Below are 22879 nucleotides of genomic sequence, written 5' to 3'. Positions count from 1 at the left end.
CAGTAGTGTCGGGCCGGTTGCTGCTGCAGAAGGCGGGATCACGCTGGGTTGCTGCCGAGGAAGGGTTTTCCGACGTTAAGTTTGGATCAAACCAGAGGGGCGGATTGCACCGGTCACGAATCGGTTACTACTGTTACCTCTCGTTGCCTCACAGTGTCGGTCGACCAGACCGGACGGGTGACGAAGATTCAGCGCCGAGGGGTGACCGACCGGTCGTACCGACCAGGTGGGTTGACGGGGACGGCACGAGTAGAGGAAGGGACCGACCGGGCTGTGTCCATCGGCCGCACGAAGCGCTTCAAGGGAATTGCTCTCGCCGCTATCACCTCCACCGCAGTCGTCGCTGGAGTGATCTTCATTCAGACCGGAGCGGATGCCGATCCGGCGCCGACTCTGGCGCAGGCGAAGGCCCAGGTGGCCGATCTGCAGAACAAGGCAGCGATCGCCGGTGAGGCCGCCAACGACCTCCGGGGCCAGATCACCGCCTCGCAGATCCGGGTCAAGGCCCTCCAGGCCGGGATTGCCAAGCAGCAGGCCCAGGTCGACGGTGTGAAGAAGCAGATCGGCTCGATCGCGGTAGCCGGCTACCAGACCTCCGGGATGACGACGACGGCGCAGCTGCTGCTCTCGTCGAACCCCGACCAGTTCCTCAGCCAGGCCTCCACCGCGCAGGCGTTCGCCGGCCAGCAGAACTCGGCGCTCCGCCGGTTCCAGGCCGCGCAGGGCAAGCTCACCGACCTGCAGGCCAGTGAGCAGAGCGAGCTCGCCGCGCTGCAGGCCGTGCAGGGTCAGCAGGACGCGCTGAAGAAGCAGCTGCAGGCCAACGTCGACGCCGCCGAGAAGGTGCTCAGCAAGCTGAGCGACGCCGAGCGCGAGCGGATCAAGGAAGAGAACGAGAAGGAAGCCAAGGACGCCCGCGCCGAGCGGCCGACCCGCGACGGCGACCGGACCTCCGAAGACCCCGAGGACTCGGGCGACGACACCCCGGTACCGGCCAACGGCCGCGCGGGCGCGGCGGTCGCCGCCGCGATGGCGCAGACCGGCGACCGGTACGTGTGGGGCGCCAGCGGCCCGAACCAGTTCGACTGCTCCGGTCTGACCATGTACGCCTGGGGCAAGGCCGGCGTCTCGCTGTCGCACTCCTCCAAGGCGCAGTTCGGTGAGGGCCGCCGGGTCAGCCGCGGCGATCTCAAGCCGGGCGACCTGGTCTTCTACGGCAGCCCGTCGATCCACCACGTCGGGATGTACATCGGCAACGGCCGGATGGTGCACGCGCCGAACCCGGGCCGTCCGGTCAAGACCGACGACCTCGACTACATGAGCGGCTACGTCGGCGCGGTCCGCCCGGGCTGAGCCCAGGTCAGACATGTTTGACGGCTCCGAGGGACACAGCCCCTCGGAGCCGGTTCGTTTGTCACCCCCGCCCTCGCTCGTGTTTCACTGTCCCTGGAGGCACCTGAAGTGACTCCCCTGACTGGGGCAGGCGAGCAGCGAGGGGCCGAGGTGGTCGACGAACGCGGCAGCGCGCTCCCGCCCGGCGACGGTGCGGACCGGGTATCGCCGTCGGAGCAGACGACGATCCAGATCCCGGCGCAGCACGCGGTGGGCGAAGGGCCGGGCCGGCCGACCGCGATCCAGACGGTCAACACCTGGACGTCGGCGCACGGGCCGATCATCAAGAAGGTCGCGCTCGGCGTAGCGGTCTGCCTGGTCGGGGTGGCCGGTTTCGCCGGTCTGCGCAAGATCGCCGACGCGCCCGCCGATCCAGGGGCCGTCGGCAACACCGCGCAGACCCCGGGCGCCGACAAGTCGACTCCCGACGAAGCAGCCGAGGGCGTACGCCGGGCCGCCGCGGGCCAGGCCGTCCTGCAGAAGATGGCCGACGCGATCCAGGACGAGCGCAAGTCGAGCTTCCTGGACACGATCGACCCGAAGGCGACCGAGTTCGACCAGCAGGCCCGGACGATCTACAGCAATCTCGGGAAGTTGCCGTTGGCCACTTTCCAGCTGCGCTACGTCAGCGACGACACCGGCGCGCTGGCCCCGGACCGGCAGGCCGAGCTCGGTGGGTCCGAGTCCTGGCTCGCACAGGTCGAGGTTTCCTGGCAGCTCACCGGCTTCGACGCCAAGCCGGCCCGCGAGACTCTGCCCGTCACCTTCGTGACCCGCGACGGTACGACGTACGCGACGTCCTTCACCGAGCGGTTCGTGGCCGGTCAGCGCCGGCCGATCTGGGCGCTCGGCGGGATCGAGGTCGCCAAGGGCGAGCACAGCCTGGTGATCAGCCTCGACTCGCAGGCCGACGCCGACGACTACGCGACCGTGACGGATCGCGCCGTCGAGTCGGTGACCAAGGTCTGGGGCAAGAACTGGAAGCAGAAGGCGGTCATCTACCTACCCGCCAAGCAGTCCGAGATGGAGTCGGTGCTGGGCGCCCAGCCGGGCACCTACACCCAGATCGCCGCCGTCACGATGGCCGAGCTGGACACCCCGATGGTCGGCGCGCCACTGCGGATCGTGGCCAACCCGAAGCTGTTCGAGGAGCTCGGCAAGCAGGGCCGCCGGATCGTGCTGACCCACGAGACCACCCACGTCGCCTCCACCGCTACCGCCTCGCCGGTACCGTTGTGGCTGGCCGAGGGTTTCGCCGACTACGTCGCCTTCACCGCGGTGTCCGTCCAGGACGAATCGGCGGCGAAGGAGTTGTTCAAGGCGGTCCGGGCCGGCAAGGTGCCGAACTCGCTGCCCACCCCGGAAGCGTTCGCCGCCTCGTCGGCCGACCTGCCCCAGGCCTACGAGTCGGGTTGGTTGGCCTGCCGGCTGATCAAGGAGCGGGAGGGGCAGGCGAAGTTGGTCAAGTTCTACCGGGCCGTGCACGCGTCGAAGAGCCCGACCGGGCTGGCGGACGCGTTCCGCACCGTCCTCGGCACCACCGAGCAGGAGTTCACCGCCGACTGGCAGAAGTACCTGAAGAGGCTCGCCGGTGTCTGAGCGAGCCATCCGGTGGGCCCCCCGATGGGCCGCGCTGGTGCTCGCCGCCGCCCTCGTCGTCGTGATCGCGACGACCACGCCCTGGCACCTGATCGACCTCCCGAAGCCGGACGCCGCACTCGACTTCACCACGGCCGAGATCGACCGCCAGCAACGGTTCCGTCACGAACTGTTGCCGTGGTCAACGACCTCGTGGATCCTGTCGCTGCTGGTTCCGCTGACGATCGGCTTCAGCCCGCTCGGCCGCCGCCTGTACGTCGTGACGCGGCTGCGCCGCTGGTGGCTGGCCGTTCCGGTGCTCGTTCTCGGGCTCGGTCTGATCGCGAGCGTGATCACCCTGCCGACGGACGTGATGGCCGAGCGGGTGACCCGGAAGTACGGGCTGTCCACGGAGGCCTGGGACCTGTGGCTGCGCGACCGGGCGGTGAACTGGTTGCTGATGTCAGCGGCTTTGGTTGCCATCAGCCTCGGACTCGTTGCCTTGGCCAAGCGCTGGAAGAACTGGTGGTGGGCGCCGGCCGCGATCGCCGGTGCTGTGCTGGTGCTGGGTGTCTCGTTCGGCTACCCGGTGCTGGTCGAGGCGCGGTTCAACGACTTCACCTCGATGCCGGCCGGTGCGCAGCGGGACGAGTTCATGGAGCTGGCGCGGCAGGACGGCGTACCGGTCAAGGATGTGCTGGTCGCCGACGCGTCCAAGCGGACGACCACGGTCAACGCTTACGTGTCCGGCTTCGGATCGACTCGGCGGCTGGTCGTCTACGACACCTTGCTGACCAGCGCGACCCCGCAGCAGGTGCGGTTGGTCGTCGCGCACGAGCTCGGGCACGCGGCCGAGGGTGATGTTCTGCACGGCACGCTGATCGGGGCACTCGGCTCGGCATTCGCGATCGTGCTGCTGCGATTGTTGCTCGGGGCCCGGATGGCGGATCCGCGGCGTACCGCGATGTTGCTGGCGCTGATCGTCGCCGGTACGACGCTCGCGGCGCCGGTGCAGAATCTGATCAGCCGGAAGATCGAGGCCCGGGCGGACTACCACTCGCTCCGGCTGACCGACGACCCGGCGGACTTCGTCGAGATGCAGCACGAGCTGTCCGTGCGCAACATCTCCGGCCTGGAGCCGAGTCGCTGGCGGTACTGGATGTTCGCCAGCCACCCGACGCCGCCCGAGCGGATCGCGATGGGTCGGGCGTGGGGAGTGGAGCACGGCGCCCCGGTGCCGCCGTTGGTCCAGAAGTGACGGTTCTCGTCGTCACGAACGACTTCCCGCCGCGACAGGGTGGGATCGAGACCTTCGTCCGGTCGTTGTGCGACGAGCTGTCTGACGTGGTGGTCTACACGTCGCGGACGTCGGGCGCTGCGCAGTACGACTCGTCCTTGCCGTTTCCGGTGGTTCGGGACAGGACGTCGATGTTGTTGCCGACGGCACGGGTCACGCGGGACGTCGTACGGGTGATGCAGCGAGTTGGCGCGGATCGGGTGGTGTTCGGGGCCGCGGCGCCGCTCGGGTTGATGGGTTCGAGCCTTCGGAAGGCCGGTGCCCGGCGGATCGTCGCGCTCACCCACGGGCACGAGACCTGGTGGGCCGGTACGCCGGGAGCGCGGCGGGCGTTGCGGCGAATCGGTGACGCGGCCGACACGCTGACGTCGGTGTCAGCGTGGTGCGAGGAGCAGATCGCGCCGGCGCTCTCACCGGACGCGGCGGCCCGGATGCGGCGGCTGACACCTGGTGTCGACACGTCGCGCTTCTTCCCGGACTGCGGGGGAGAGCAGGTGCGCAAGGGGCTCGGCCTCGAGGGTGTGCCGGTCGTCGCGTGTGTCTCGCGGCTGGTCGCCCGCAAAGGGCAGGACACGCTGATCCAGGCTTGGCCGCGGGTGCTCGCCGTCGTGCCGGACGCCGTTCTGCTGCTCGTCGGCGGCGGCCCCGATCGCGCTCGGCTGGAGGAGCTGGCGCTGTCGACCGGTGTCTCGCATGCCGTCCGGTTCACCGGCGCGGTGCCGTGGGAGGACGTCCCGCCGTACGTCGATGCTGCGGATGTCTTCGCAATGCCCTGCAGAACAAGGCGTTTCGGGCTCGAGCCCGAAGCGCTCGGCATCGTCACGCTGGAGGCTTCCGCTGCTGGCAAGCCGGTCGTCGTCGGCGACTCGGGTGGTGCTCCTGACACCGTCCGGCACGGTGAGACGGGCTATTTGGTCGACCCGTACAACCCGGTCGCCGCCGCGCTCAGGATCACCGAACTGCTCACAGACCCAGCCCGCGCCAAGGCAATGGGCGAGGCCGGCCGCACCTGGGTCCAAGCAGAGTGGACGTGGAGCAGCTCCGGTCAGATCCTGCGAGAACTGCTGGACCTCCGCTAACCTCCCCGCCAGCACCCAGCACCCAGCACCCAGCGCCCAGCGCCCAGCGCCCAGCGCCCAGCGCCCAGCGCCCAGCGCCCAGCGCCCAGCGCCCAGCACCCAGCACCCAGCACCCAGCACCCAGCACCCAGCACCCAGCACCCAGCACCCAGCACCCAGCACCCAGCGCCCAGCACCCAGCACCCAGCACCCCCAGCGCCCAGGGCACTCCGCTTCTCCTCCTCCGCCGCCCCAGGCGCAGCCTGGGGCGGCGGCAGATCTGTGTTGTATGGTGTTCCCCATGCATCCGATGTCTTTCCTCGCAGTAGCCGTACGAGCTTCGTGCTCTCCGGCTGCCGCTGCCTGACATCTTCTCCACCTCCACCGGCGACCGGAAACGGTCCGCCGGTTTTTTGTTGCCCCGGTGTAGGTCCGTTCCGGTCATCTGACCCAGACAAGGACCACCGCGATGACCATCGACCAGACCTTCATCGACTTCTTCACCGACCGCGACCACATCCCCACCACGGGATCCTCGCTGATCCCGCGACCCGGCGACCCGGTGTTGTTCACCACCTCGGGGATGCATCCGCTGACGCCGTACCTGGAAGGCGATCCGCATCCACTCGGCCGCCGGCTGGTCGGCGTGCAGCGATGTCTGCGCACCACCGATCTCGACGAGGTGGGTGATCCGACCCACCTGACCGTGTTCGAGATGCTCGGCTCCTGGTCGCTCGGCGACTACGGCTCCGAGCAGACCCTGCGCTGGGGCTACGAGCTGCTCACCAACGGCTTCGGGCTCAAACCCGAGCAGCTGCACGTGACCGTGTTCGGCGGCGACGACCAGGTCGGCCTCGACCAGGAATCACTCAAGACCTGGCAGGACCTCGGGCTGCCGATCGAGCTGACCACCGACGACAACTGGTGGTCGAACGGCCCGACGGGACCGTGCGGCCCCGACTCGGAGATCTTCGTCTGGACCGGCGACGGCGACCCGGACGGTACGCCGACCACCGACGACCGCTGGGTCGAGGTCTGGAACCACGTGATGATGCGCTACCGCCGCCTCGACGACGGTTCGCTCGAACCGCTGCAGCAGCAGAACATCGACACCGGCCTCGGTCTCGAACGCCTGACGATGCTGCTGGAAGGCAAGCAGTCGGTCTACGAGACCAAGCTGTTCGAGCCGTGGACGCGCATCGTTCCCGAACTCTGGAAGCTCGATCGGACCGATGAGCGGATCGTCATCGACCACCTGCGCTCCAGCATGGTGATCATCGGCGACGGCGTGCACCCTTCCAACACCGGCCGCGGCTACGTGCTGCGCCGACTGATCCGTCGCGTGCTCACCCTGCTCTGGCGCTCCGACGACACCCGGACGCTGTCCGATCTGCCGATGGAGCTGTTCGAGCACACCAGCACGCACTTCCACCAGGGCGAGGTGCTCACCCTGGTCCGCCGGATCCTGATCGACGAGGAGATCCGGTTCAGCAACCTGCTGGAGCGCGGCCGCCGGATCCTCGACCACGAGAGGTTCCACAAGACGCTGGACGACAGCGACTTCGAGTACCTGCACGAAACCCACGGTCTCCCGCGCGACCTCGTTCAGTCGCTGGTCGGCTGACTCCACAGTGCGAGCTCCGCGGCGCGCGGATCCTCGACCAGCAAGGAATCCGGCTGACCGAACGTCATCACCGGCCGGGTGGTCGCGTCGTACGGCGACCAGCCCGGCCGGCCGGTGACGACGTAGGCCACCCAGGCCGCGTGCATCTGGTCGGCCACCTGCTGCGGAGGCTCCGCGCCGTACAGGGGTGAGGTGGCGGTCGCGAGCGTGTCGAACACGAACGGCAGCTCGAGCGCGTGGCACGCCCCGAGCCCTTCCAGTGGGGACTTCCAGCCGAATTCGTACAGGTACGCCGTCGCATGCGCCCGCTGCGCCGCCGCGAGTTGCAGCGTCGGCAGCAGGAAGAACCCGTCGCCCACGATGTCGCCGTAGACCTCACCCGGTGTCAGGCCAGGCCGGTTCGCGACGTACGCCGCAACAATCGCCGGCGGGACACCTTGCCGCCCGAGGAGCACCGGCAACGCCTCAGCCGTGACGCCCGCGGCCAGCCCGGAAGGGATCGAGAAGAGCCGCATCTCCTCCGAGGTCACGCCGGTCAGCAGATCGACGCCCGCGGCAGCGCCACCGGTCAGCGCGTCGATCGGCCGCTCGTGGATCAGCTCACCATCGATCACCGGGAAGAACGGCATGATGCCGCCACCCGCGCTCACCACGGTCGCACCCCACCGCGTCGGGTCCGGACTCTGCCGCAGCTCGAGCGCGACGACGCGCTGCGCCGCCAGCAGGTCATCTGTCGTAACTGAAGCGAACCCGGCCGCGGTCGGCTCGACGTCCAGCCGCTTCGCTACCTCGGCGGTGATGATCGCGCCATCGGCGGCCAGCGCCGTGGCCGTCGCCGAACCGCTCTGCACGATCGCCCGCTGGAACAACCCCTTCGCGGAAGGGATCGACATCAGCGTCGCGACGCTCATCCCGCCGGCCGACTGCCCGGCGATCGTCACGCGGCCCGGGTCGCCGCCGAAGGCCGCGATGTTCTCCTGCACCCAGCGCAGCGCGGCCAGCTGGTCGAGCAGTCCACGGTTGCTCGGTGCATCGGTGAGGACGCCGAAGCCCTGAACGCCGAGCCGGTAGTTGACGCTGACCAGGACCACGCCGTCGCGCGCGAACGCGGTTCCGTCGTACGCCGGTGTTGCGTTCGAGCCGTTGCGGAAGGCACCGCCGTGCAGCCAGACGAGGACCGGCAGGCCGGAACCGCCTGGCGTCCACACATTGAGGTTCAGATACTCCGAACCGGGGTTGAGCGGATTGGTCAGCAGTACGTCGTACGGCGGCTCGTACGGTGGCTGCGGCGAGGTCGCACCGAGCGCCGTCGCATCCCGTACTCCGTCCCACGCGGGCGCGGGCTCGGGAGCCTGGAAGGCCTTCGGTCCGACCGGGTCGGCCGCGTACGGGATCCCCAGATAGGCGGTGATCCCGTCAGTGGTCGTGCCCCGGAGTTGCCCCGACGATGTCACCGCGATGGAGTCCATAGAGTTCATCATCCACCGTCGGCGGACTGTCGTCAGTTGGGATGGCCGGCGGTGTGACCTTGCCGACGGACGACTGCGCGACGAACGCGCCGAGCAGGACGATCACGCCGCCGATGATCTGGCTGGTGGTGAGCTTCTCGTTCAGCAGCAGCAACGCGAACAGGCTCGCCGCGACCACCTCGACGTACGCGACAGCACCACCGATCGCCGCGGACAGCCGCTGTACTGCGGCGGCGCCGGCGAGGTAGGCGACCACGGTGCTGACCACGACCAGCCAGGTCGCGAAGATCCAGCCCGGCGCGGACCGCTCGCCGATCGCGATGGTGTCGGACAGGACGTGCCACGGCATCGCCCAGGGCGCGGAGATCGCGGTCAGCAGGATCGCGCCGACGACACTGCCGGCCGCGGTCATCACCAGCGGATCGGCCACGCCGGTGAGCTTGTCGATCAGGATGAAGTACGTCGCCTGGCAGGCCGCGGCGCCCAGCCCGCAGAGCAGACCGATCAGATCGAGCTGCAGGCCGGACCAGATCTCGACCACGATCGCCAGCCCGAGGAGCGCGATCCCGACGCCGAGCGCGGCCGACTTCGGCACCGCTACCTTCCGGCCGAACTTCAGCCACGCGACCACGAGAACGGGCCCGGAGAACTCGAGCAGGATCGCGATCCCGACCGGGAGCCGGCTGGCGGCGATGAAGAACAGGGTCTGGCAACCGGCGATCCCGGTCAGGCCGTAGAGCACCAGTTGCGGCCACGAAGCGCGGGCGGCGCGCAGCCCGGCGCGGCCGCGAAAGATCAGTACCAGCGGAACGAGCAGGGCGGCAGCACCGAGAATCCGCAACCAGGCGGCCTGTTGCGGCGACATCCCGGCCTCGATCAGCGCCTTCGCGAACGGCCCCGATCCGCCGAACGTGATCGCCGAGAACACCGCGAACCCCAGCCCGACGGACTTGGTCCGGGCAGCATCCTGTGCCATCTCCCTGCCACCTCCCACCACTCCACCCGGCCGTCACGACCCGGGAACCTGTACATGGGCATAACCATGTCACACCCATTACATGGCGTCGAGGGAGATACTCAGCAACTGGACAGCCGCGCCGTTCCCGCCGTTCCCGCCGTTCAGAGCACGTTCACCGCGCGCGCCGCGACCACCGCGATGGTCAGCAACGAGATCCCGGACTGGATCCCCATCAACGTCTTGACCCGAGCGGTGAGCGGCATCGTGTCCGTCGGGCTGAACGCAGTAGCCGCCGTGAACGCAACGAACAGATAGTCGGTGAACCCCGGGATCCACCGTTCCCAGCCAGGAAGCTCAACGGTCATCTGCGGAAAGAGAAGATCGGCGCGCTCTTCCTCGTGCTCATGCTCAGGCATCCGCGCGAACGGCCCACCCCGATCGATCTCCCAGTACCAGAGCGCGAACGCAACCACGTTCGTCACCCAGATCAGGAGTGCTGCCTTCACCAGCACCTTGCCATCCGCGGTATCACCGGAGGCGAGCAGAACAATCAAGCTGGCCAGATAGACCGCGTTGACGACCACCAGCCCCGCCAGCAACACGACTTCGATCCACCGCAACCAGACCTCGTCCCGCTTCAGATGAAACGGATTGGTCCAGACGAGCGGGACCAGCAACGCGACACCGATGGCAGGCATGATCCACCGCGGCGTCCCCATCACCTGCGGCGGCACCGCGAGCTGCAACCCGAGCGCGACCAACACCGCCAACGAGGCAGGCCACCTGCGGGTATGCCGACTACTCGCCGCGGGCGCCTTCCGAACCTTGGTCATCCCCGCATTCTCGCTCAACCACCCCGCCAACCCCGGGACCACAAGAGCAACAGACAGTGCCCCCGTCGGCGCCGGGTTGCTGCAGGTGCCGGAGGTGGCGGCTGGCTGCCTGGCTGGGGAAGGCAGGACACGGGTGATGCGGCACGGATGGCCTGCTTCCGGAACCCCGGTTTCGGTGTCGGGACATATATCCGGTGAGAGCCCCCGATGGGGGACTATCCGGAGGTGGAGATGTGACGGCTGTGCTGGTGGGATCGAGTAGACCCGAGGGGTTGCCGGTGGGGATGAGTGATCCGGAGTTGTGGCGGCGGGCGGTGGAGGGGGAGTCGGAGGCGTTCGGGGCGTTGTTCGATCGGCATGCCAAGAGCGTCTACAACTTTGTGTTCCGGCGACTCGCGTCGTGGAGTGATGCCGAGGATCTGACCTCGTTGGTTTTCCTGCATGCCTGGCGGCGGCGCGCGGAGGTCGTGCTGGTGCATGACTCGGCGCTGCCGTGGCTACTGCGGACAGCTGACTACGTGATCCGGAACGAGAAGCGACGGCAGCGGTTTCGGTGGCTCAGTCTGGCGCGGCAGACACCGGCGGCCGATGAGCCGGATCATGCCGATCGGGTGGTGGCTCGGGTTGACGACGAGCGGGAGGCCAAGCAGCTGCGAGCGTTGCTGCGCAAGTTGCCGCGGCACGAGCGCGAGATCGTCGAGCTCTGTTTCTGGACCGGGCTCGACGCGCAGTCCGCAGCGGTCGCGCTCGACATTCCGCTCGGCACCGTGAAGTCCCGGCTGGCCAGGGCACGCAAACACCTGCGCGAGCTCAGCCTCGCCGTACCGGAGGACGCCGTCCGCGCCGAGTCTTTGGAGAACCTGTCATGAACAACCTGCTCAACCGCCGTCCCGAACGCCCGCTCCCGCCCGGCCGGCACGAGAGGCTTCGCGCCGAGCTGCTGGATGCGATCGACACCGAAGAGACCCGTACGCCGCACCGCAAGCTGGTCCCGCTCGCCGCAGCCGCGGCTGTGCTCGCAGTCGCCGCCGGCGTTGCGTTCGCAATACCGGCTCTCAAACCGGAGGACAGCCCACAGGCGGCAGGCGAACCACAGGCGCAGCCGGCGATCAGAGAGCTTTCGGCGGCCGACGCCGCGAAGCTCAGGACCCAGTGCCTGGCCGAGGCCAACCGGATCACGGCCAACGGCATCAAGCGCCCGTTCGTGGACTACCAGGTGGTCCGCGCCTTCGAGTTCGTGGACGTGAAGAACCCGAAGATCGTCAGCACCTGGCTGATGGGCGACGGCAAGGTGAAATTCCCCGACGACCCGGCAGGAGTCAAGGTCGATCCGATCCCGTCGTACTGGTTCTGCAGCCGCACCGCCGGCGGCGTGATCAGTGAGTCGAGCGTCAGATCGAGCAAGGGAGCAACGATGATGGGCTCCCCGATCCACCCGCTGGCCCGCAACGCCGGGGTGTACGCCGCGCCGGTGACCCGCGTGACGGTGCAGCCCAAGGGGATGGCGCCGATCGAAGCCCTACTGCAAGGCGGCTTCTGGTTCGCTCCGACCGAGGGCCGAACCAACTGGAGCCCGTACGACGAGGACGACCCCGAACTGCAGAACTATGTGGTCCGCTCGTACGACGCAGCCGGTCACGAGCTCACCTCGTCCGATCGCCCCAGCCCACCGAGAACGACGCCGTGCCCAGGCCAAGGCTGGCAACCCAGCAACCCAAGCCAGCCCAAGCCGACCACCCCGCAGTCCACCTCGACCGACCCCGCCTGCCGGATCTACCGCTGGCCGTCCTAAGTCAGCCGATTGATGCGTCGACCACCGCCTGGCCGACCTCTGTACGCCGGTAGTGCACCTGATGTCCCGTCCGGCGCCGAGTCGCGAGGCCGGCGCCGTGCAGGGCAGCCAGGTGCTCTGCCACGGTCGCCAGCGCCAGCCCGTACTGCGTCGCCAGCGCGCTGGTCGTTGCGGGTGGGTCCAAAGCAACCAGCAAGGTCGCCCGCGTCCGCCCGAGCAATGTCGCCAGCGGATCAGGCGGAGCCGGTACGTCGGACCACAGTCGCGCGGCACCGCGCGCGGGGTACACCAGCGTTGGTTGGTAGCCGGGCTCGACCACGATCACAAGGTACGGCCAGGCGAAGACGCCGGGGATGAGCAGCAAGCCCTGGCCGGTCAGCTCGGCGTCGGCGGAGCGGTGCCGGGCGGCGATCAGCTGGTCGTCCTCCCAGGTCAGCGCCGGGTGGAGGTCGTCGAAGAGTCTTGCCAGCCCGCCGGTCGTCAACTGCTGGCCGCGATGCGCGATGTCGTCGTCGAGCACCCGGTTGATCGTCGGCCAGTCGGGCTTGATCAACGCCTCCCACGCACTCTCGATCTGATCTGCCAACTGCTCCCGGGTGCCGGCCAGATCGTCCAGCATCCTGTCGATCTCGACAGCACCGGGGTTCTGCAATTCGTCCCGCGACCGGATCAGCTCGGCCCGCACTCGATCCAGCGGCGTACTGCGCACCCGCCCGATCTCTGTCGCAAACGAAGCCCGCGACGCCCGAGGCGGCGGCGTCAGGAAGTCAGGTGTGAACCCACTCCGCGGCTGCACCGCCCGCAGCAAACCCAGTTCCAGCGTCGCCGCGACCTCGGCCCGGCCCGCGATCCACGGTGAATAGAGCGGGCGGTCGGTCCGCAGATTGAGCACCCGGACCGCCGACATCGTCTCCCACAACGGCGACGTCCCGAACCGGACCCGCAGCGCATCAGCCTGGCTGAACCGCAGGACGGTCATCGCAAACTTTCGGCCACAACCGAAACTGTACTCCGGTCGCGCGGATGCGTGGAGGCTTCGCAGGTGAGCACAACAACGTCTTCAGCGGTCGGCTACAGCGCGGTACTGCGGGTTCCGGGCCTGCGGAGCGTGTTCGTCGCGCATGCCGTGTCGATGGCCGGCACCGTGGCCGCTCAGGTGGCGTTGTCGATCCTGGTGTTCGAGCGGACCGGGTCGGCGTTGCTGTCGGCTCTTGTGCTGGTCTGTTCGTTTCTGCCGTACGCGCTCGGTGGGATCGTGCTCTCTTCGATCTCTGACCGTTTCCCAGCTCGGAGAGTCCTGGTCTGCTGCGATCTGCTGAGCGCGGCCTGCGTCGGCGCGATGCTGATCCCCGGGATGCAAGTCGGCGGGCTGCTCGGGCTCTTGTTGCTGACCGGGCTGATCGCGCCGATCTTCGCCGGCGCGCGGGCCGCCAGCCTGGCGCAACTGCTGGACGCGGAGCTGTTCCCGATCGGGAGATCGTTGCTTAGGGCAATTTCTCAGGTGACGGTACTGGCCGGATTCGCGCTCGGCGCGGTGGCGGTGGCCGCGATCGGACCAACCTGGCTGCTCGGCCTGGACGTCGTCACCTTCGTCGCCTCGGCCGCGCTGATCGGCTTCGGTACCCCGTTCACGCCTGCGGCCGGAAGAACCGCTAGCACGCTGCAGGATTCGCTGACCGGCTTGCGCTATCTCCGCGCCAATCGCCCACTCCGCAGACTCATCCTGCTCACCTGGGTAGTCCCCGCGTTCTCGTCCATGCCTGACGGCCTGGCTGTCGCGTACGCCGCCCAAACCGGCGCCGCCGCGACAGCCGCCGGCGCACTCTTCGCCGGGTACTCCGCCGGCGGCATCCTCGGCGAACTCGCCGCAACCCGTCTCGCCCCGGCGACCAGACGACGCCTCGTCATCCCGTTCATCCTGCTGAGCCAGGTCCCGGCGATCGCGTTCATCGCCGAGCCGTCGATCCCGGTGGCCGCGATGCTGCTGGCCGTGTCGGGCAGCGGCTTCGCCTTCAACCAGGGCATCGATCCGCTCGTGCTGGCCGCCAGCGGACCGGAGTACCGGGGGAGGGTCTTCACCATCCAGTCCAGCGGGATGATGGCGATCCAAGGCCTGAGCATCGCGCTGGCCGGCGCGATCGGCACGGTACTCCGCCCGAACCTCACCATCTGCCTGGCCGGACTGGTCGGCAGCGTCGTGTGTCTGTGGCTGGCCAGACGAGCATTGAATTGAGCCGGTGGTGATGACCGCCCCGCAGCCCGCGCTGCACCCCTCCGCTACCTCCCCGCGCGCGCCTCGACGATCTCCAGGTAATGCGGGTTGTGCATGATCCCGAGCACATTCCCGAACGGGTCGACGACCGACGCGGTGGTGAAGTCCGAGTCGCTGTGCTTCGTGATCGGCTGGTACTCCTTGGCGCCCATCGCGAGCAGCTTCTCGAAGGTGCCCGGCAGGTCGTCGACATGCCAGTGCATCACCGCGCCGCCGGGGGCGTTGGAGGCGCCGGGCGGGGCGTACTTCCGGTCGATGAACCCCAGTTCGTCGGCGTCGTCGCCGACCCTGAACTCCACGTACGCCGGCGGCGCCGGGGCGGGCGGGAAGGCGAAGTACGCCTCCTGGCCGAGCAGTTCGGCGTACCAGTCACGGGCGGCGGCGAGGTCGTCGGCGTAGAAGCTGATGGTGGCGAATCCGCGGAACATCGGTACTCCCTGGGTCGGTGTCGAGGTGGTCGTCCACCTCGTTGACACCATCATGCGCCCCAGAAGTGCTCACCAATTGAGCACTTTTCCAAGCTATTTCTGAAGGCCGCTGGCGAAGGCTTCGAAGAGGCGGTTCGCCGACGGTTTGATGGCGTCCGAAGCCGCGGCGAGGTCGTCAAGGAGGGTGATGGCGAGGCCGGGTGGGAGGTCGGCGATCATCGCGGGCTCGGCCAGCCAGTCGGCGAGGCTGTCAGGGGTGACCTCGATATGGAACTGGGTGCCGAAGATCGAGTCGCCGAGGGTGAACGCCTGGTTCGGGGTCTGCGGGGTCGAGGCCTGTACTACGGCGCCAGGCGGTGCGTCGACGACGTCGAAATGCCAGTGCAGGACCGGTTGGCGGTCACCGGCCCGGCCGAAGATGCCGTCGGCCACCACCTCGACCTCGCCGACGCCGACCTCGGCCGCAGTACCGGGGTGCAGGTCTGCGCCGAGGGCTGAGGCGACGATCTGGTGGCCTAAGCAGATGCCGAGGATGGGCAGGCCGGCATCGGCGGCTCGGCGTACCAGATCGGCTTCGAGGGCGAGGCCGGGGTAGCGGTCGGTGTCGTGGGCACCCATCGGACCGCCGAGCAGGACCAGCCCGCTGAGCTCGCTGATGCGCGGCGCGTCAACAACGTCAACCGCAGCAGTCAGATTGTCGAGGCGCCACGGCACCCCGGCATCGGTCAGATAGTTGCCCAAGGCAGCGGGCTTCTCCCAGGGAACATGCTGAAGAATGAGAACGGTCACTCGGTCTGGGCGCCTTCCGGGGGTGCGGATCTGGTCGCTGCCACGGTACGCGCCTGCTCGAAAGGCAGCCGGTCGAAGATGATCCGCAGCTCGACGATCTTGCCGTCGCGCACGGTGTGCAGTTCGGCGCCGGGGGCGTCGGCGACCGGGCGGGTGCTCGTGTCGTACATCAGCATCGCGGTCGTCTCGTCGCCGAAGGACCCGACGAGCTCCGAGCTGACCAGGATCTGCGAGAACGGTTCCATGAAGCCCCGGAACGCCTCGGCGCCGACCAGTCGCCCGGCCGGCGCGTGGCAGACCATGTCGTCGGCGAGGTAGGTCATCGCCAGGTCGAAGTCCTGGCTGGTCCAGGCGCGGTGGTAGCTGAGCACGATCTCCAGTGGTGTCGTCATGCAGGTACAGACACCACACCGGCGCCGATCGGAACGGTCGGGCTGGCACGATGTGGCGATGGGGGAGCAGACCTTCGAGGAGATCGCCGCGCAGTACCGGCGGGAGTTGCACCTGCACTGCTACCGGATGCTCGGCTCGGTCACCGACGCCGACGACGTGATGCAGGAGATCCTGCTCGCTGCCTGGCGCGGACTAGACGCGTACGCCGGCCGCTCGTCGCTGCGCACCTGGCTCTACAAGATCGCCACCAACCGCTGCCTGAACGCGATCCGCGACGGCAAACGCCGCCCGCCCGCCGAGCCGCTGCCACCCTTCGAACCGCCCGAGCCGACGCGTCGCGGCGATGTCACCTGGCTCCAGCCTTACCCCGACGAAGACCTGGACGATCGGCTGGTGAAACGCGAGCACGTCCAGCTGGCCTTCATCACCGCGCTGCAACGCATGCCGCCACGCCAGACGGCCGCTCTCATCCTGGTCGACGTCCTCGACTTCCAGCTGACCGAGGTCGCCGAACTCCTCGACACCACCCCGACCGCAATCAAAGGCGCCCTCCAACGAGCCCGCGCCTCACTCAACACCCCGGCCGCGCTCCGCGACCCCGCACCCCGCGACACCGCAACCGAACACGCCGTCGCCAAACGCTTCGCCGAAGCCTTCGTCGCCGACGACATCGCCACCATCACCACCCTGCTCACCGACGACGCCTGGCTGGCCATGCCACCCGCACCACACGAGTACTTCGGACCGCCGGCCATCGCCGCCTTCCTCCGAGCCAGCGCCTCAGCCCGTACCGCGACTCTCGCCCTCGAGCCAACCGGCGCCAACCTCCACCCCGCGTTCACCTGCTACTTCGTGAACGGCGAAACCCGAACAAACACAGGCATTCTGGCCCTGACCGTCACCAACGACCGCATCACCACCATCACCCGTTTCCTGCCGTCCCTATGATCGCGACATGCTCGAACCAGTACAGGCCCTGCTGCTCATCGACCTGCAGCTAGGCAGCCTCGCCGCAGTACCCGAAGCACCCCGCCTGCTGGACCGAGCCGGCGACCTCCTGACCAGAGCCCGCCAAGCAGGCGCCTTGGTCCTCCACGTCCAGAACGACGGGGCCCCAGGAACGCCCGACGCACCCGGCGAGCCCGGCTGGGACCTCCACTTCACCGTCGAGCCAGGCGCCCGGGAGACGACCTTCCGCAAACTCCAGGACGACTCCTTCGCCGACACCCCGCTGTCCGACCTCCTCGCCGCCCACGACGTGAAATCGGTCGCCCTCTGCGGCCTGATGTCCGAGATGTGCGTCAGCGCCACCGCCCGTACTGCGCTCGCCCGCGGCCTCCGCGTAGTCCTCCCGCACGACGCCCACACCACCACCGGCATCCCCGCAACAGCAACGACCCCGGCAGTCTCTGCCGAGGTCGTTTCCCGTGTTGCCGAGTGGGCCCTCGGCGACGAGCTGGAGCAGGTCGAGCGCGCCGCCGAGGTGCGGTTCAGTTACTTGCGGTAGAGCGCCTCGACGTCGGCCTCGTGTTTCTTCATCACGATGTGGCGGCGCAGCGAGAGCTTCAGGGAGAGCTCGCCCTTCTCCTGGGTCCAGTCGTCCTCCAGGATCGAGAACTTCTTGATCCCCTCGGCCTTCGAGACCGCGGTGTTGGCCTCGTCGATCGCGGTCTGGATCTCGGCGATCAGGTCCTTGTCGGTGGCCAGCGACGACATCTCGTTTGGCTTGCCGTGCTTGGTGGCCCAGGCACCGATGGTCTCCGGGTCGATCGTCACGAGCGCGGCGATGAACGGCTTGCCGTCGCCGACGACCATGCACTGGCTGACCAGCGGGTGCAGCCGGATCCGGTCCTCCAGTACTGCGGGGGCAACGTTCTTGCCACCGGCCGTCACCAGGATCTCCTTCTTGCGGCCGGTGATCTTGATGAACCCGTCGGCGTCGAACTCGCCCAGGTCGCCGGTGTGGAACCAGCCGTCCGGGTCGATCGCGGCGGCGGTCGCCTCGTCGTTCTTCCAGTAGCCGAGCATGACCTGGCCACCCTTGAAGCAGAGCTCGCCATCCTCGGCGACCCCGACGGTGACCCCCGGCAGCGGCCTGCCGACGGTGCCGACGCGGATGTCGTCGGGCAGGTTCACCGCGACGGCGGCGGTGGTCTCGGTCAGGCCGTAGCCCTCCAGGACCGGTACGCCGATACCGCGGAAGAAGTGACCGAGCCGGTCGCCCAGCGGCGCGCCACCGGAGACCGCGTAGTCGACCTGGCCGCCGAGCACGTTGCGCAGCTTGCCGTAGACGAGCTTGTCGAACAGCGCGTGCTTGGCCTTCAGTCCGAGCCCCGGTCCGCCCTTGTCGAGCGACTCCGAGTAGGCGATCGCCGTCGCCGTGGCGGCGTCGAAGATCTTGCCCTTGCCGGCCGCGTGCGCGGTCTGGCTGGCGGTGTTGAACACCTTCTCGAACACCCGCGGCACGCTCAGGATGAAGGTCGGCTTGAACTCGCCGAGGTCGGCCACCAGGTTCTTCACGTCCGCGGTGTGCCCGACCTTGACCCGCATCATCACGCAGCCGACCTGGATGATCCGCGCGAACACGTGCGCCAGCGGCAGGAACAGCAGCGTCGACGCGCCCTCCAGCCGGAACAGGTCCGGCAGGATCTTGGTCGCGGTACCGAGCTCGTCCAGGAAGCTGGCGTGGCTGATCTTGCAGCCCTTCGGCCGGCCGGTGGTGCCCGAGGTGTAGATCAAGGTCGCGAGGTCACCGGGCACGACCGCCGTACGCCGCTTGTCCAGCTCGGCGTCGGAGACGTCCTGACCGAGCACCGTGAGCTGGTCGACGGCGCCCGCCTCGATCTGCCAGACCTCCTGCAGGGTCGGCGCCTCGGCCCGGGCCGACTCGACCACAGCGCCGTGCGCGGCGTTCTCGACCACCGCCACCACCGCCTCGGAGTCGGTCAGGATCCACTGGATCTGCGAGGCCGACGAGGTCTCGTAGATCGGCACGGTGGCCGCGCCGATGCTCCAGATCGCGTAGTCGATCAGCGTCCACTCGTACCGCGTCGCGCTCAGCAGCGCGACCCGCTCGCCGTGCTTCACCCCGGCCGCGATCAGGCCCTTCGCCACCCCGCTGACCTGCCGGGCGAACTCGGCCGCGCTGACCTCCAGCCAGCCGCCCTCGACCCGCCGGCTGAACACGGCGGTGTCAGGATGGGAGGCGGCGTTCGCCCAGACGGGATCGCTCAGGCTGCCGCTGGTCGGCGGCTCGATCACAGCAGGGGTGGTGTACTCACGCATCGGCGTCTCCTCGGTCAAGACAGGGTCGACTCCGGCGCACGCTACAGTCAGCTACCCGTAAGTAGCCAGATTAATGTGACCCACAGGACACAGGACACCTAGGACTCAGGCATGCCGGCGCTCGACATCAGTTGCGACGACTTGGTCGTTGCTGATCCAGCCTACGTCGCCCAGCGGCTCGGCGCGGACACCCTCTGGCGCGAATGGTGGCCCGACCTGACCCTGACCCCGTCCGAGCGCCGCGGCCTCGAAGGCGTCCGTTGGGCCGTCACCGGCGCGGCCATCGGTACCGCAGAGTGGTGGCTCGAACAAGTTCGCGACGGCGTCGTCGTGCACTGGTACCTGCGGGCCGACCCCACCCGCGCGGCCGGTCCGCGCCGGTTGCGCAGGCTGCGGGAGCGGTACGTCGCGCAGTACCGTGAACACATCTGGCGGTTGAAGGACGAACTCGAACAGGGCCGCGCCGCGGGCGAGGGCAGGCCAGGCTCCGAACCCGCGATAGTCTCTCGCGTGGAGAACCCGTCCCGGCAGCGAAGAGGTGAATCGATGGCAGAGCAGACCACCTCGACCATCGTCGTGCATGCGACCCCGAAGGCGATCATGGCGGTGATCGCGGACTTCGAAGCGTATCCGGAATGGGCCGACTCGATGCGCGAGACCCAGGTGCTGTCCACCGACGAGGCCGGCCGGCCGAAACAGGTCCGGTTCAAGGTGGACGCCGGCGCGATCTCCGACGAGTACACGCTCGACTACGTCTGGGCCCGCAACGAGGTCACCTGGACGCTGGTCCAGGCCAAGATGGTCAAGGGCATGGACGGCTCGTACGTACTGCGTGACCTGGGCGACCAGGGCACCGAGGTGACCTACCGGCTCGCGGTCGACGTCGCGATCCCGATGATCGGCCTGCTCAAGCGCAAGGCCGAAAAGGTCATCATCGACACGGCCCTGAAGGGGCTCAAGAAGCGCGTCGAGTCCTGATTCCAGTGACTCGGGTACTGCTTTACACAGGCAAGGGCGGCGTAGGGAAGACCACGTCGGCCGCCGGTACTGCGACGCTTGCCGCCTTGCGGGGGCTGCGCACGTTGGTGCTGTCCACCGACGCGGCGCATTCGCTGGCGGACGCGTTCGACTCCGAGGTCGGTGGTGAGCCGACCGAGGTCGACGACCTGCTGTTCGTCCAGCAGATCGACGCGCAGCGCCGGTTCGAGCGGTCCTGGAGTGATATCCAGGCGTATCTGCGGTCGGTGCTGAACGTGATCGGCGTCGACCCGATCGAGGCCGAGGAACTGACCGTGCTGCCGGGCGCCGAGGAGGTGCTCGCGCTGCTCGAGGTGCGCGACCACGTCCGGTCCGGCCGCTGGGACGTGATCGTCGTCGACTGCGCGCCGACCGCCGAGACGCTGCGGCTGCTCGCGCTGCCGGAGGCGCTCAGCTGGTACATGGATCGCATCTTCAACGCCGAGCGCAAGGTCGTGCGGACCTTCCGGCCGCTGCTCAGCAAGGCGTCGGGGCTGCCGATGCCCGACGACACCGTCTTCGACGCGCTGCGCCGGTTGCAGAGCGACCTGGCCGACATCCGCACGCTGCTGACCGGGCCGGATGCGTCGGTGCGGCTCGTGCTGACGCCCGAAGCCGTCGTTGTCGCTGAGGCCCGGCGCTCGCTGACGACGCTGTCCCTGTTCGGGTACCGCGTCGACGGTGTCATCGCCAACCGCGTTTTCCCGGCCGCAGGTGCCGACAACTGGCGCCGCCAATGGGTTGCGGCGCAGCGGGGGATCCTCGACGACGTCGCCGACTCTTTCCGCCCGCTGCCGATCTGGGAGTCGCCGTACCGTGCCTGTGAACCGGTCGGCGTGGAGGAGCTCGCTGCCTTCGCTGTCGAGATGTACGGCAAAGACGACCCGTTCACCCGGGCCACCGACGAGACGTCGCTGTGGGTTGATCGGCACATCGACACCGACGGTCGCACGTACACGCTGACGATGCCGCTGCCGCTCGCATCGGCGAGTGATCTCGAGCTTGCCCGGCATGGTGACGAGCTGATCATCACCGTCGGGTCGTACCGTCGCGTGCTGCCGCTGCCTGCCGCGCTGGCTCGCGGTGTGGTCGCTGGGGCGAGGCTGGACGACGGACGGCTGCAGATCCGTTTCGCCCCGCGTGAGCCGTTGCCGAAGCCGGTCGACCTGCCGGTCGCGAGTTCGCTCGACTCGGTCGAGGGGCTGGCGCAGGAGATCCGCGAGCAGATGAGCCAGCAGTTCGACAACGAGCCGACTGCGATCTCGGAGGGCACTCGATGAGCAAGGAGCCCGTGGGCTCAGTCGCGGAAGAGGCGGCCAAGCTGTTCGCCGTCCTGCAGCAGTCCGCTCGGCACGACCACGAACCGCCCCCAGCTGAAGAAAAAGTTGAGGACTCCTCACCGGAAGAGCACGATCACGGTACTGCGCGCAGTGGCGGGCCGGAGTGCCAATGGTGTCCGGTCTGCCAGCTGATCGCGAAGGTGCGCACCACCAGCCCGGAGACGATCGAGCAGTTGTCGACCGCGGCCGCCGGAGTACTGGGGTCGGTGCGGTCGTTGCTGGAAGCCGCGGCGGAGGCCGCGCGCCAGGCCCGGGAGGACGCAGAGTCGCGGACCGCCAAGACGCAGGAACCCGAGCGGCCCGCCCGGTCCCGGGTGGACCGGATCGACGTGAGTGAGGACCCCGAACCATGGGATTGAGCATCGGCATCGATGTCGGCGGGACCAAGATCGCCGCGGGCATCGTCGACGAGAACGGCACGATCGGCGCCCGCACCCATCGCGACACCCCGGCCGACTCGGTGGACGCGACCGCGCAGGCGATCATCGACGCGGCCGCTGAGCTGATCAAGGATCACGAGGTCGAGGCGGTCGGGATCGGCGCGGCCGGCTTCGTCTCGTCGGACCGCTCGACCGTGTTGTTCGCACCGAACCTCGCCTGGCGGGACGAGCCGCTGGGCGCGCGGGTGGGCGAGGCGCTCAAGGTGCCTGTCGTGGTCGAGAACGACGCCAACGCTGCAGCCTGGGGCGAATTCGCCTTCGGCGCCGCGAAGGACGTCGAGCACATGGTCTGCGTGACCGTCGGCACCGGCATCGGTGGCGGCGTGGTGATCGATGGCGAGCTGCTGCGCGGCGCGCACGGTGTAGCTGCTGAGCTCGGGCACATGCGGGTGGTGCCTGGTGGGCACCGGTGTGGCTGTGGAGCTCGCGGGTGCTGGGAGCAGTACGCGTCGGGGCGGGCGCTGGTCCGCGAGGGGCGGGCGCAGGCCGAGTCCGGTTCGCTGGCGGCGGCGCAGATGCTGAGCGTCTGTGGGATCACCGACCCGGCCAAGCTGGATGGCCCGATGATCACCCAGGCCGCGGCGACGGGCGATCCGTGCGCCGTTGAGCTGCTGGACGATCTCGGTCGCTGGCTGGGCGAGGGGCTGGCGAGCATCGCGACGCTGTTCGACCCGAAGACGATCGTGATCGGCGGCGGCGTGAGCGCGGCCAAGGAGCTGCTGCTGAAGTCGGCGCAGGTCGCCTTCGAGAAGAACCTGCCTGCCAAGGCCAACCGCCCGCACCCGGCCTTCGGCCTTGCCGAGCTGGGCAACGACGCCGGCCTCATCGGTGCCGCAGATCTAGCGCGCAAGCCGGCTCCCGCACCGGAGAAGCACCGTTGAGTAGGCTTTCAGGCGAGTCCGGGGGATTCACCA

At 68.6% G+C, this 22879-nt stretch carries 22 protein-coding genes; 14 read left to right on the top strand and 8 right to left on the bottom strand.

Features of this window, described 5'->3' with window-relative positions; genetic code table 11:
- Nucleotides 1-273 precede the first annotated feature (273 nt).
- From AB0P21_RS06360 to AB0P21_RS06340, 5 genes are all read left to right on the top strand, one after another.
- Nucleotides 274-1353: an NlpC/P60 family protein gene (locus AB0P21_RS06360; protein WP_363694171.1), complete on the top strand. Its 1080-nt coding sequence runs from the start codon at nucleotides 274-276 to the stop codon at nucleotides 1351-1353.
- A 108-nt stretch (nucleotides 1354-1461) separates the two neighbouring features.
- Nucleotides 1462-2991 carry a hypothetical protein gene (locus AB0P21_RS06355; RefSeq protein WP_363694169.1) on the top strand — a complete coding sequence of 510 codons (1530 nt, stop codon included), beginning with the start codon at nucleotides 1462-1464 and terminating at the stop codon, nucleotides 2989-2991.
- Nucleotides 2984-4228, top strand: a complete 1245-nt coding sequence (locus AB0P21_RS06350; RefSeq protein ID WP_363694168.1) for a M48 family metallopeptidase — start codon at nucleotides 2984-2986, stop codon at nucleotides 4226-4228. Before AB0P21_RS06355 ends, AB0P21_RS06350 begins: the two co-directional genes overlap by 8 nt.
- The gene (locus AB0P21_RS06345) at nucleotides 4225-5346 is read left to right on the top strand and encodes a glycosyltransferase family 4 protein (RefSeq protein WP_363694167.1); all 1122 of its coding nucleotides are present in this window, start codon (nucleotides 4225-4227) and stop codon (nucleotides 5344-5346) included. The genes AB0P21_RS06350 and AB0P21_RS06345 overlap by 4 nt, the downstream gene beginning before the upstream one ends.
- A gap of 448 nt (nucleotides 5347-5794) precedes the next feature.
- On the top strand, nucleotides 5795-6949 hold the full coding sequence (locus tag AB0P21_RS06340; RefSeq protein ID WP_363694165.1) for an alanine--tRNA ligase-related protein: 1155 nt from the start codon (nucleotides 5795-5797) through the stop codon (nucleotides 6947-6949).
- Here AB0P21_RS06340 and AB0P21_RS06335 read toward each other — a convergent pair.
- From AB0P21_RS06335 to AB0P21_RS06325, 3 genes are all read right to left on the bottom strand, one after another.
- Nucleotides 6931-8418: a carboxylesterase family protein gene (locus AB0P21_RS06335; RefSeq protein WP_363694163.1), complete on the bottom strand. Its 1488-nt coding sequence runs from the start codon at nucleotides 8416-8418 to the stop codon at nucleotides 6931-6933. The genes AB0P21_RS06340 and AB0P21_RS06335 overlap by 19 nt on opposite strands.
- Nucleotides 8366-9394: an EamA family transporter gene (locus AB0P21_RS06330; protein WP_363694161.1), complete on the bottom strand. Its 1029-nt coding sequence runs from the start codon at nucleotides 9392-9394 to the stop codon at nucleotides 8366-8368. Before AB0P21_RS06330 ends, AB0P21_RS06335 begins: the two co-directional genes overlap by 53 nt.
- Nucleotides 9395-9537: 143 nt before the next feature.
- Nucleotides 9538-10209, bottom strand: a complete 672-nt coding sequence (locus tag AB0P21_RS06325; protein ID WP_363694160.1) for a hypothetical protein — start codon at nucleotides 10207-10209, stop codon at nucleotides 9538-9540.
- Nucleotides 10210-10442: 233 nt separating this feature from the next.
- On the opposite strand from AB0P21_RS06325, the gene AB0P21_RS06320 reads away from it, so the two are divergent.
- Together AB0P21_RS06320 and AB0P21_RS06315 are read left to right on the top strand one after the other, a co-directional pair.
- A complete protein-coding gene (locus AB0P21_RS06320) occupies nucleotides 10443-11078 on the top strand; it encodes an RNA polymerase sigma factor (RefSeq protein WP_363694159.1) in 636 nt (211 codons plus the stop codon).
- The gene (locus AB0P21_RS06315) at nucleotides 11075-12001 is read left to right on the top strand and encodes a hypothetical protein (RefSeq protein ID WP_363694157.1); all 927 of its coding nucleotides are present in this window, start codon (nucleotides 11075-11077) and stop codon (nucleotides 11999-12001) included. The genes AB0P21_RS06320 and AB0P21_RS06315 overlap by 4 nt, the downstream gene beginning before the upstream one ends.
- 1 nt (nucleotide 12002) lies before the next feature.
- On the opposite strand, the gene AB0P21_RS06310 is transcribed toward AB0P21_RS06315, so the two are convergent.
- On the bottom strand, nucleotides 12003-12980 hold the full coding sequence (locus tag AB0P21_RS06310) for a DUF5937 family protein (protein WP_363694155.1): 978 nt from the start codon (nucleotides 12978-12980) through the stop codon (nucleotides 12003-12005).
- Between the two features lie 63 nt (nucleotides 12981-13043).
- On the opposite strand from AB0P21_RS06310, the gene AB0P21_RS06305 reads away from it, so the two are divergent.
- Nucleotides 13044-14234, top strand: a complete 1191-nt coding sequence (locus AB0P21_RS06305; RefSeq protein WP_363694154.1) for an MFS transporter — start codon at nucleotides 13044-13046, stop codon at nucleotides 14232-14234.
- A gap of 44 nt (nucleotides 14235-14278) precedes the next feature.
- Here the strand turns inward: AB0P21_RS06305 and AB0P21_RS06300 are convergent, their stop codons facing one another.
- From AB0P21_RS06300 to AB0P21_RS06290, 3 genes are all read right to left on the bottom strand, one after another.
- Nucleotides 14279-14701 (bottom strand): VOC family protein, encoded by a 423-nt coding sequence (locus tag AB0P21_RS06300; RefSeq protein WP_363694152.1) that lies wholly within the window; start codon nucleotides 14699-14701, stop codon nucleotides 14279-14281.
- Nucleotides 14702-14794: 93 nt separating this feature from the next.
- Nucleotides 14795-15490: a gamma-glutamyl-gamma-aminobutyrate hydrolase family protein gene (locus AB0P21_RS06295; RefSeq protein ID WP_363694150.1), complete on the bottom strand. Its 696-nt coding sequence runs from the start codon at nucleotides 15488-15490 to the stop codon at nucleotides 14795-14797.
- Nucleotides 15487-15882, bottom strand: a complete 396-nt coding sequence (locus AB0P21_RS06290) for a nuclear transport factor 2 family protein (RefSeq protein WP_363694149.1) — start codon at nucleotides 15880-15882, stop codon at nucleotides 15487-15489. Before AB0P21_RS06290 ends, AB0P21_RS06295 begins: the two co-directional genes overlap by 4 nt.
- A 58-nt stretch (nucleotides 15883-15940) precedes the next feature.
- Between AB0P21_RS06290 and AB0P21_RS06285 the strand changes: the two genes are divergently transcribed.
- On the top strand, nucleotides 15941-16831 hold the full coding sequence (locus AB0P21_RS06285) for an RNA polymerase subunit sigma-70 (protein ID WP_363694147.1): 891 nt from the start codon (nucleotides 15941-15943) through the stop codon (nucleotides 16829-16831).
- A 7-nt stretch (nucleotides 16832-16838) separates the two neighbouring features.
- A complete protein-coding gene (locus tag AB0P21_RS06280; protein ID WP_363694145.1) occupies nucleotides 16839-17390 on the top strand; it encodes an isochorismatase family protein in 552 nt (183 codons plus the stop codon).
- Here the strand turns inward: AB0P21_RS06280 and AB0P21_RS06275 are convergent.
- The gene (locus tag AB0P21_RS06275; RefSeq protein ID WP_363694143.1) at nucleotides 17378-19168 is read right to left on the bottom strand and encodes an AMP-dependent synthetase/ligase; all 1791 of its coding nucleotides are present in this window, start codon (nucleotides 19166-19168) and stop codon (nucleotides 17378-17380) included. The two genes, AB0P21_RS06280 and AB0P21_RS06275, sit on opposite strands and share 13 nt — an antisense overlap.
- Before the next feature lie 111 nt (nucleotides 19169-19279).
- Here AB0P21_RS06275 and AB0P21_RS06270 point away from each other — a divergent pair, with 111 nt between their 5' ends.
- The 4 genes from AB0P21_RS06270 to AB0P21_RS06255 are packed head-to-tail and all read left to right on the top strand — an operon-like array spanning nucleotide 19280 to nucleotide 22846.
- Nucleotides 19280-20146 (top strand): SRPBCC family protein, encoded by an 867-nt coding sequence (locus tag AB0P21_RS06270; protein ID WP_363694141.1) that lies wholly within the window; start codon nucleotides 19280-19282, stop codon nucleotides 20144-20146.
- A gap of 5 nt (nucleotides 20147-20151) precedes the next feature.
- Nucleotides 20152-21465, top strand: a complete 1314-nt coding sequence (locus AB0P21_RS06265; RefSeq protein ID WP_363694140.1) for an ArsA family ATPase — start codon at nucleotides 20152-20154, stop codon at nucleotides 21463-21465.
- Complete coding sequence (locus tag AB0P21_RS06260; protein ID WP_363694138.1) at nucleotides 21462-21884, top strand: hypothetical protein; 423 nt, start codon at nucleotides 21462-21464, stop codon at nucleotides 21882-21884. The genes AB0P21_RS06265 and AB0P21_RS06260 overlap by 4 nt, the downstream gene beginning before the upstream one ends.
- A complete protein-coding gene (locus tag AB0P21_RS06255) occupies nucleotides 21875-22846 on the top strand; it encodes an ROK family glucokinase (protein WP_363694136.1) in 972 nt (323 codons plus the stop codon). The genes AB0P21_RS06260 and AB0P21_RS06255 overlap by 10 nt, the downstream gene beginning before the upstream one ends.
- Nucleotides 22847-22879: the final 33 nt, after the last annotated feature.

It is taken from the genome of Kribbella sp. NPDC056861, from assembly GCF_040687575.1.
Taxonomy (GTDB): Bacteria; Actinomycetota; Actinomycetes; order Propionibacteriales; family Kribbellaceae; genus Kribbella.
This window is presented reverse-complemented; position numbering and strand designations above follow the sequence as displayed.

Bases quoted from the DNA above. Each gene is read 5' to 3' on its own strand.
- AB0P21_RS06340 (WP_363694165.1), top strand. From the start codon at position 5,795: ATGACCATCGACCAGACCTTCATCGACTTCTTCACCGACCGCGACCAC.
- AB0P21_RS06335 (WP_363694163.1), bottom strand. From the start codon at position 8,418: ATGGACTCCATCGCGGTGACATCGTCGGGGCAACTCCGGGGCACGACC.
- AB0P21_RS06330 (WP_363694161.1), bottom strand. From the start codon at position 9,394: ATGGCACAGGATGCTGCCCGGACCAAGTCCGTCGGGCTGGGGTTCGCG.
- AB0P21_RS06325 (WP_363694160.1), bottom strand. From the start codon at position 10,209: ATGACCAAGGTTCGGAAGGCGCCCGCGGCGAGTAGTCGGCATACCCGC.
- AB0P21_RS06315 (WP_363694157.1), top strand. From the start codon at position 11,075: ATGAACAACCTGCTCAACCGCCGTCCCGAACGCCCGCTCCCGCCCGGC.
- AB0P21_RS06310 (WP_363694155.1), bottom strand. From the start codon at position 12,980: ATGACCGTCCTGCGGTTCAGCCAGGCTGATGCGCTGCGGGTCCGGTTC.
- AB0P21_RS06300 (WP_363694152.1), bottom strand. From the start codon at position 14,701: ATGTTCCGCGGATTCGCCACCATCAGCTTCTACGCCGACGACCTCGCC.
- AB0P21_RS06290 (WP_363694149.1), bottom strand. From the start codon at position 15,882: ATGACGACACCACTGGAGATCGTGCTCAGCTACCACCGCGCCTGGACC.
- AB0P21_RS06285 (WP_363694147.1), top strand. From the start codon at position 15,941: ATGGGGGAGCAGACCTTCGAGGAGATCGCCGCGCAGTACCGGCGGGAG.
- AB0P21_RS06280 (WP_363694145.1), top strand. From the start codon at position 16,839: ATGCTCGAACCAGTACAGGCCCTGCTGCTCATCGACCTGCAGCTAGGC.
- AB0P21_RS06275 (WP_363694143.1), bottom strand. From the start codon at position 19,168: ATGCGTGAGTACACCACCCCTGCTGTGATCGAGCCGCCGACCAGCGGC.
- AB0P21_RS06270 (WP_363694141.1), top strand. From the start codon at position 19,280: ATGCCGGCGCTCGACATCAGTTGCGACGACTTGGTCGTTGCTGATCCA.
- AB0P21_RS06260 (WP_363694138.1), top strand. From the start codon at position 21,462: ATGAGCAAGGAGCCCGTGGGCTCAGTCGCGGAAGAGGCGGCCAAGCTG.
- AB0P21_RS06255 (WP_363694136.1), top strand. From the start codon at position 21,875: ATGGGATTGAGCATCGGCATCGATGTCGGCGGGACCAAGATCGCCGCG.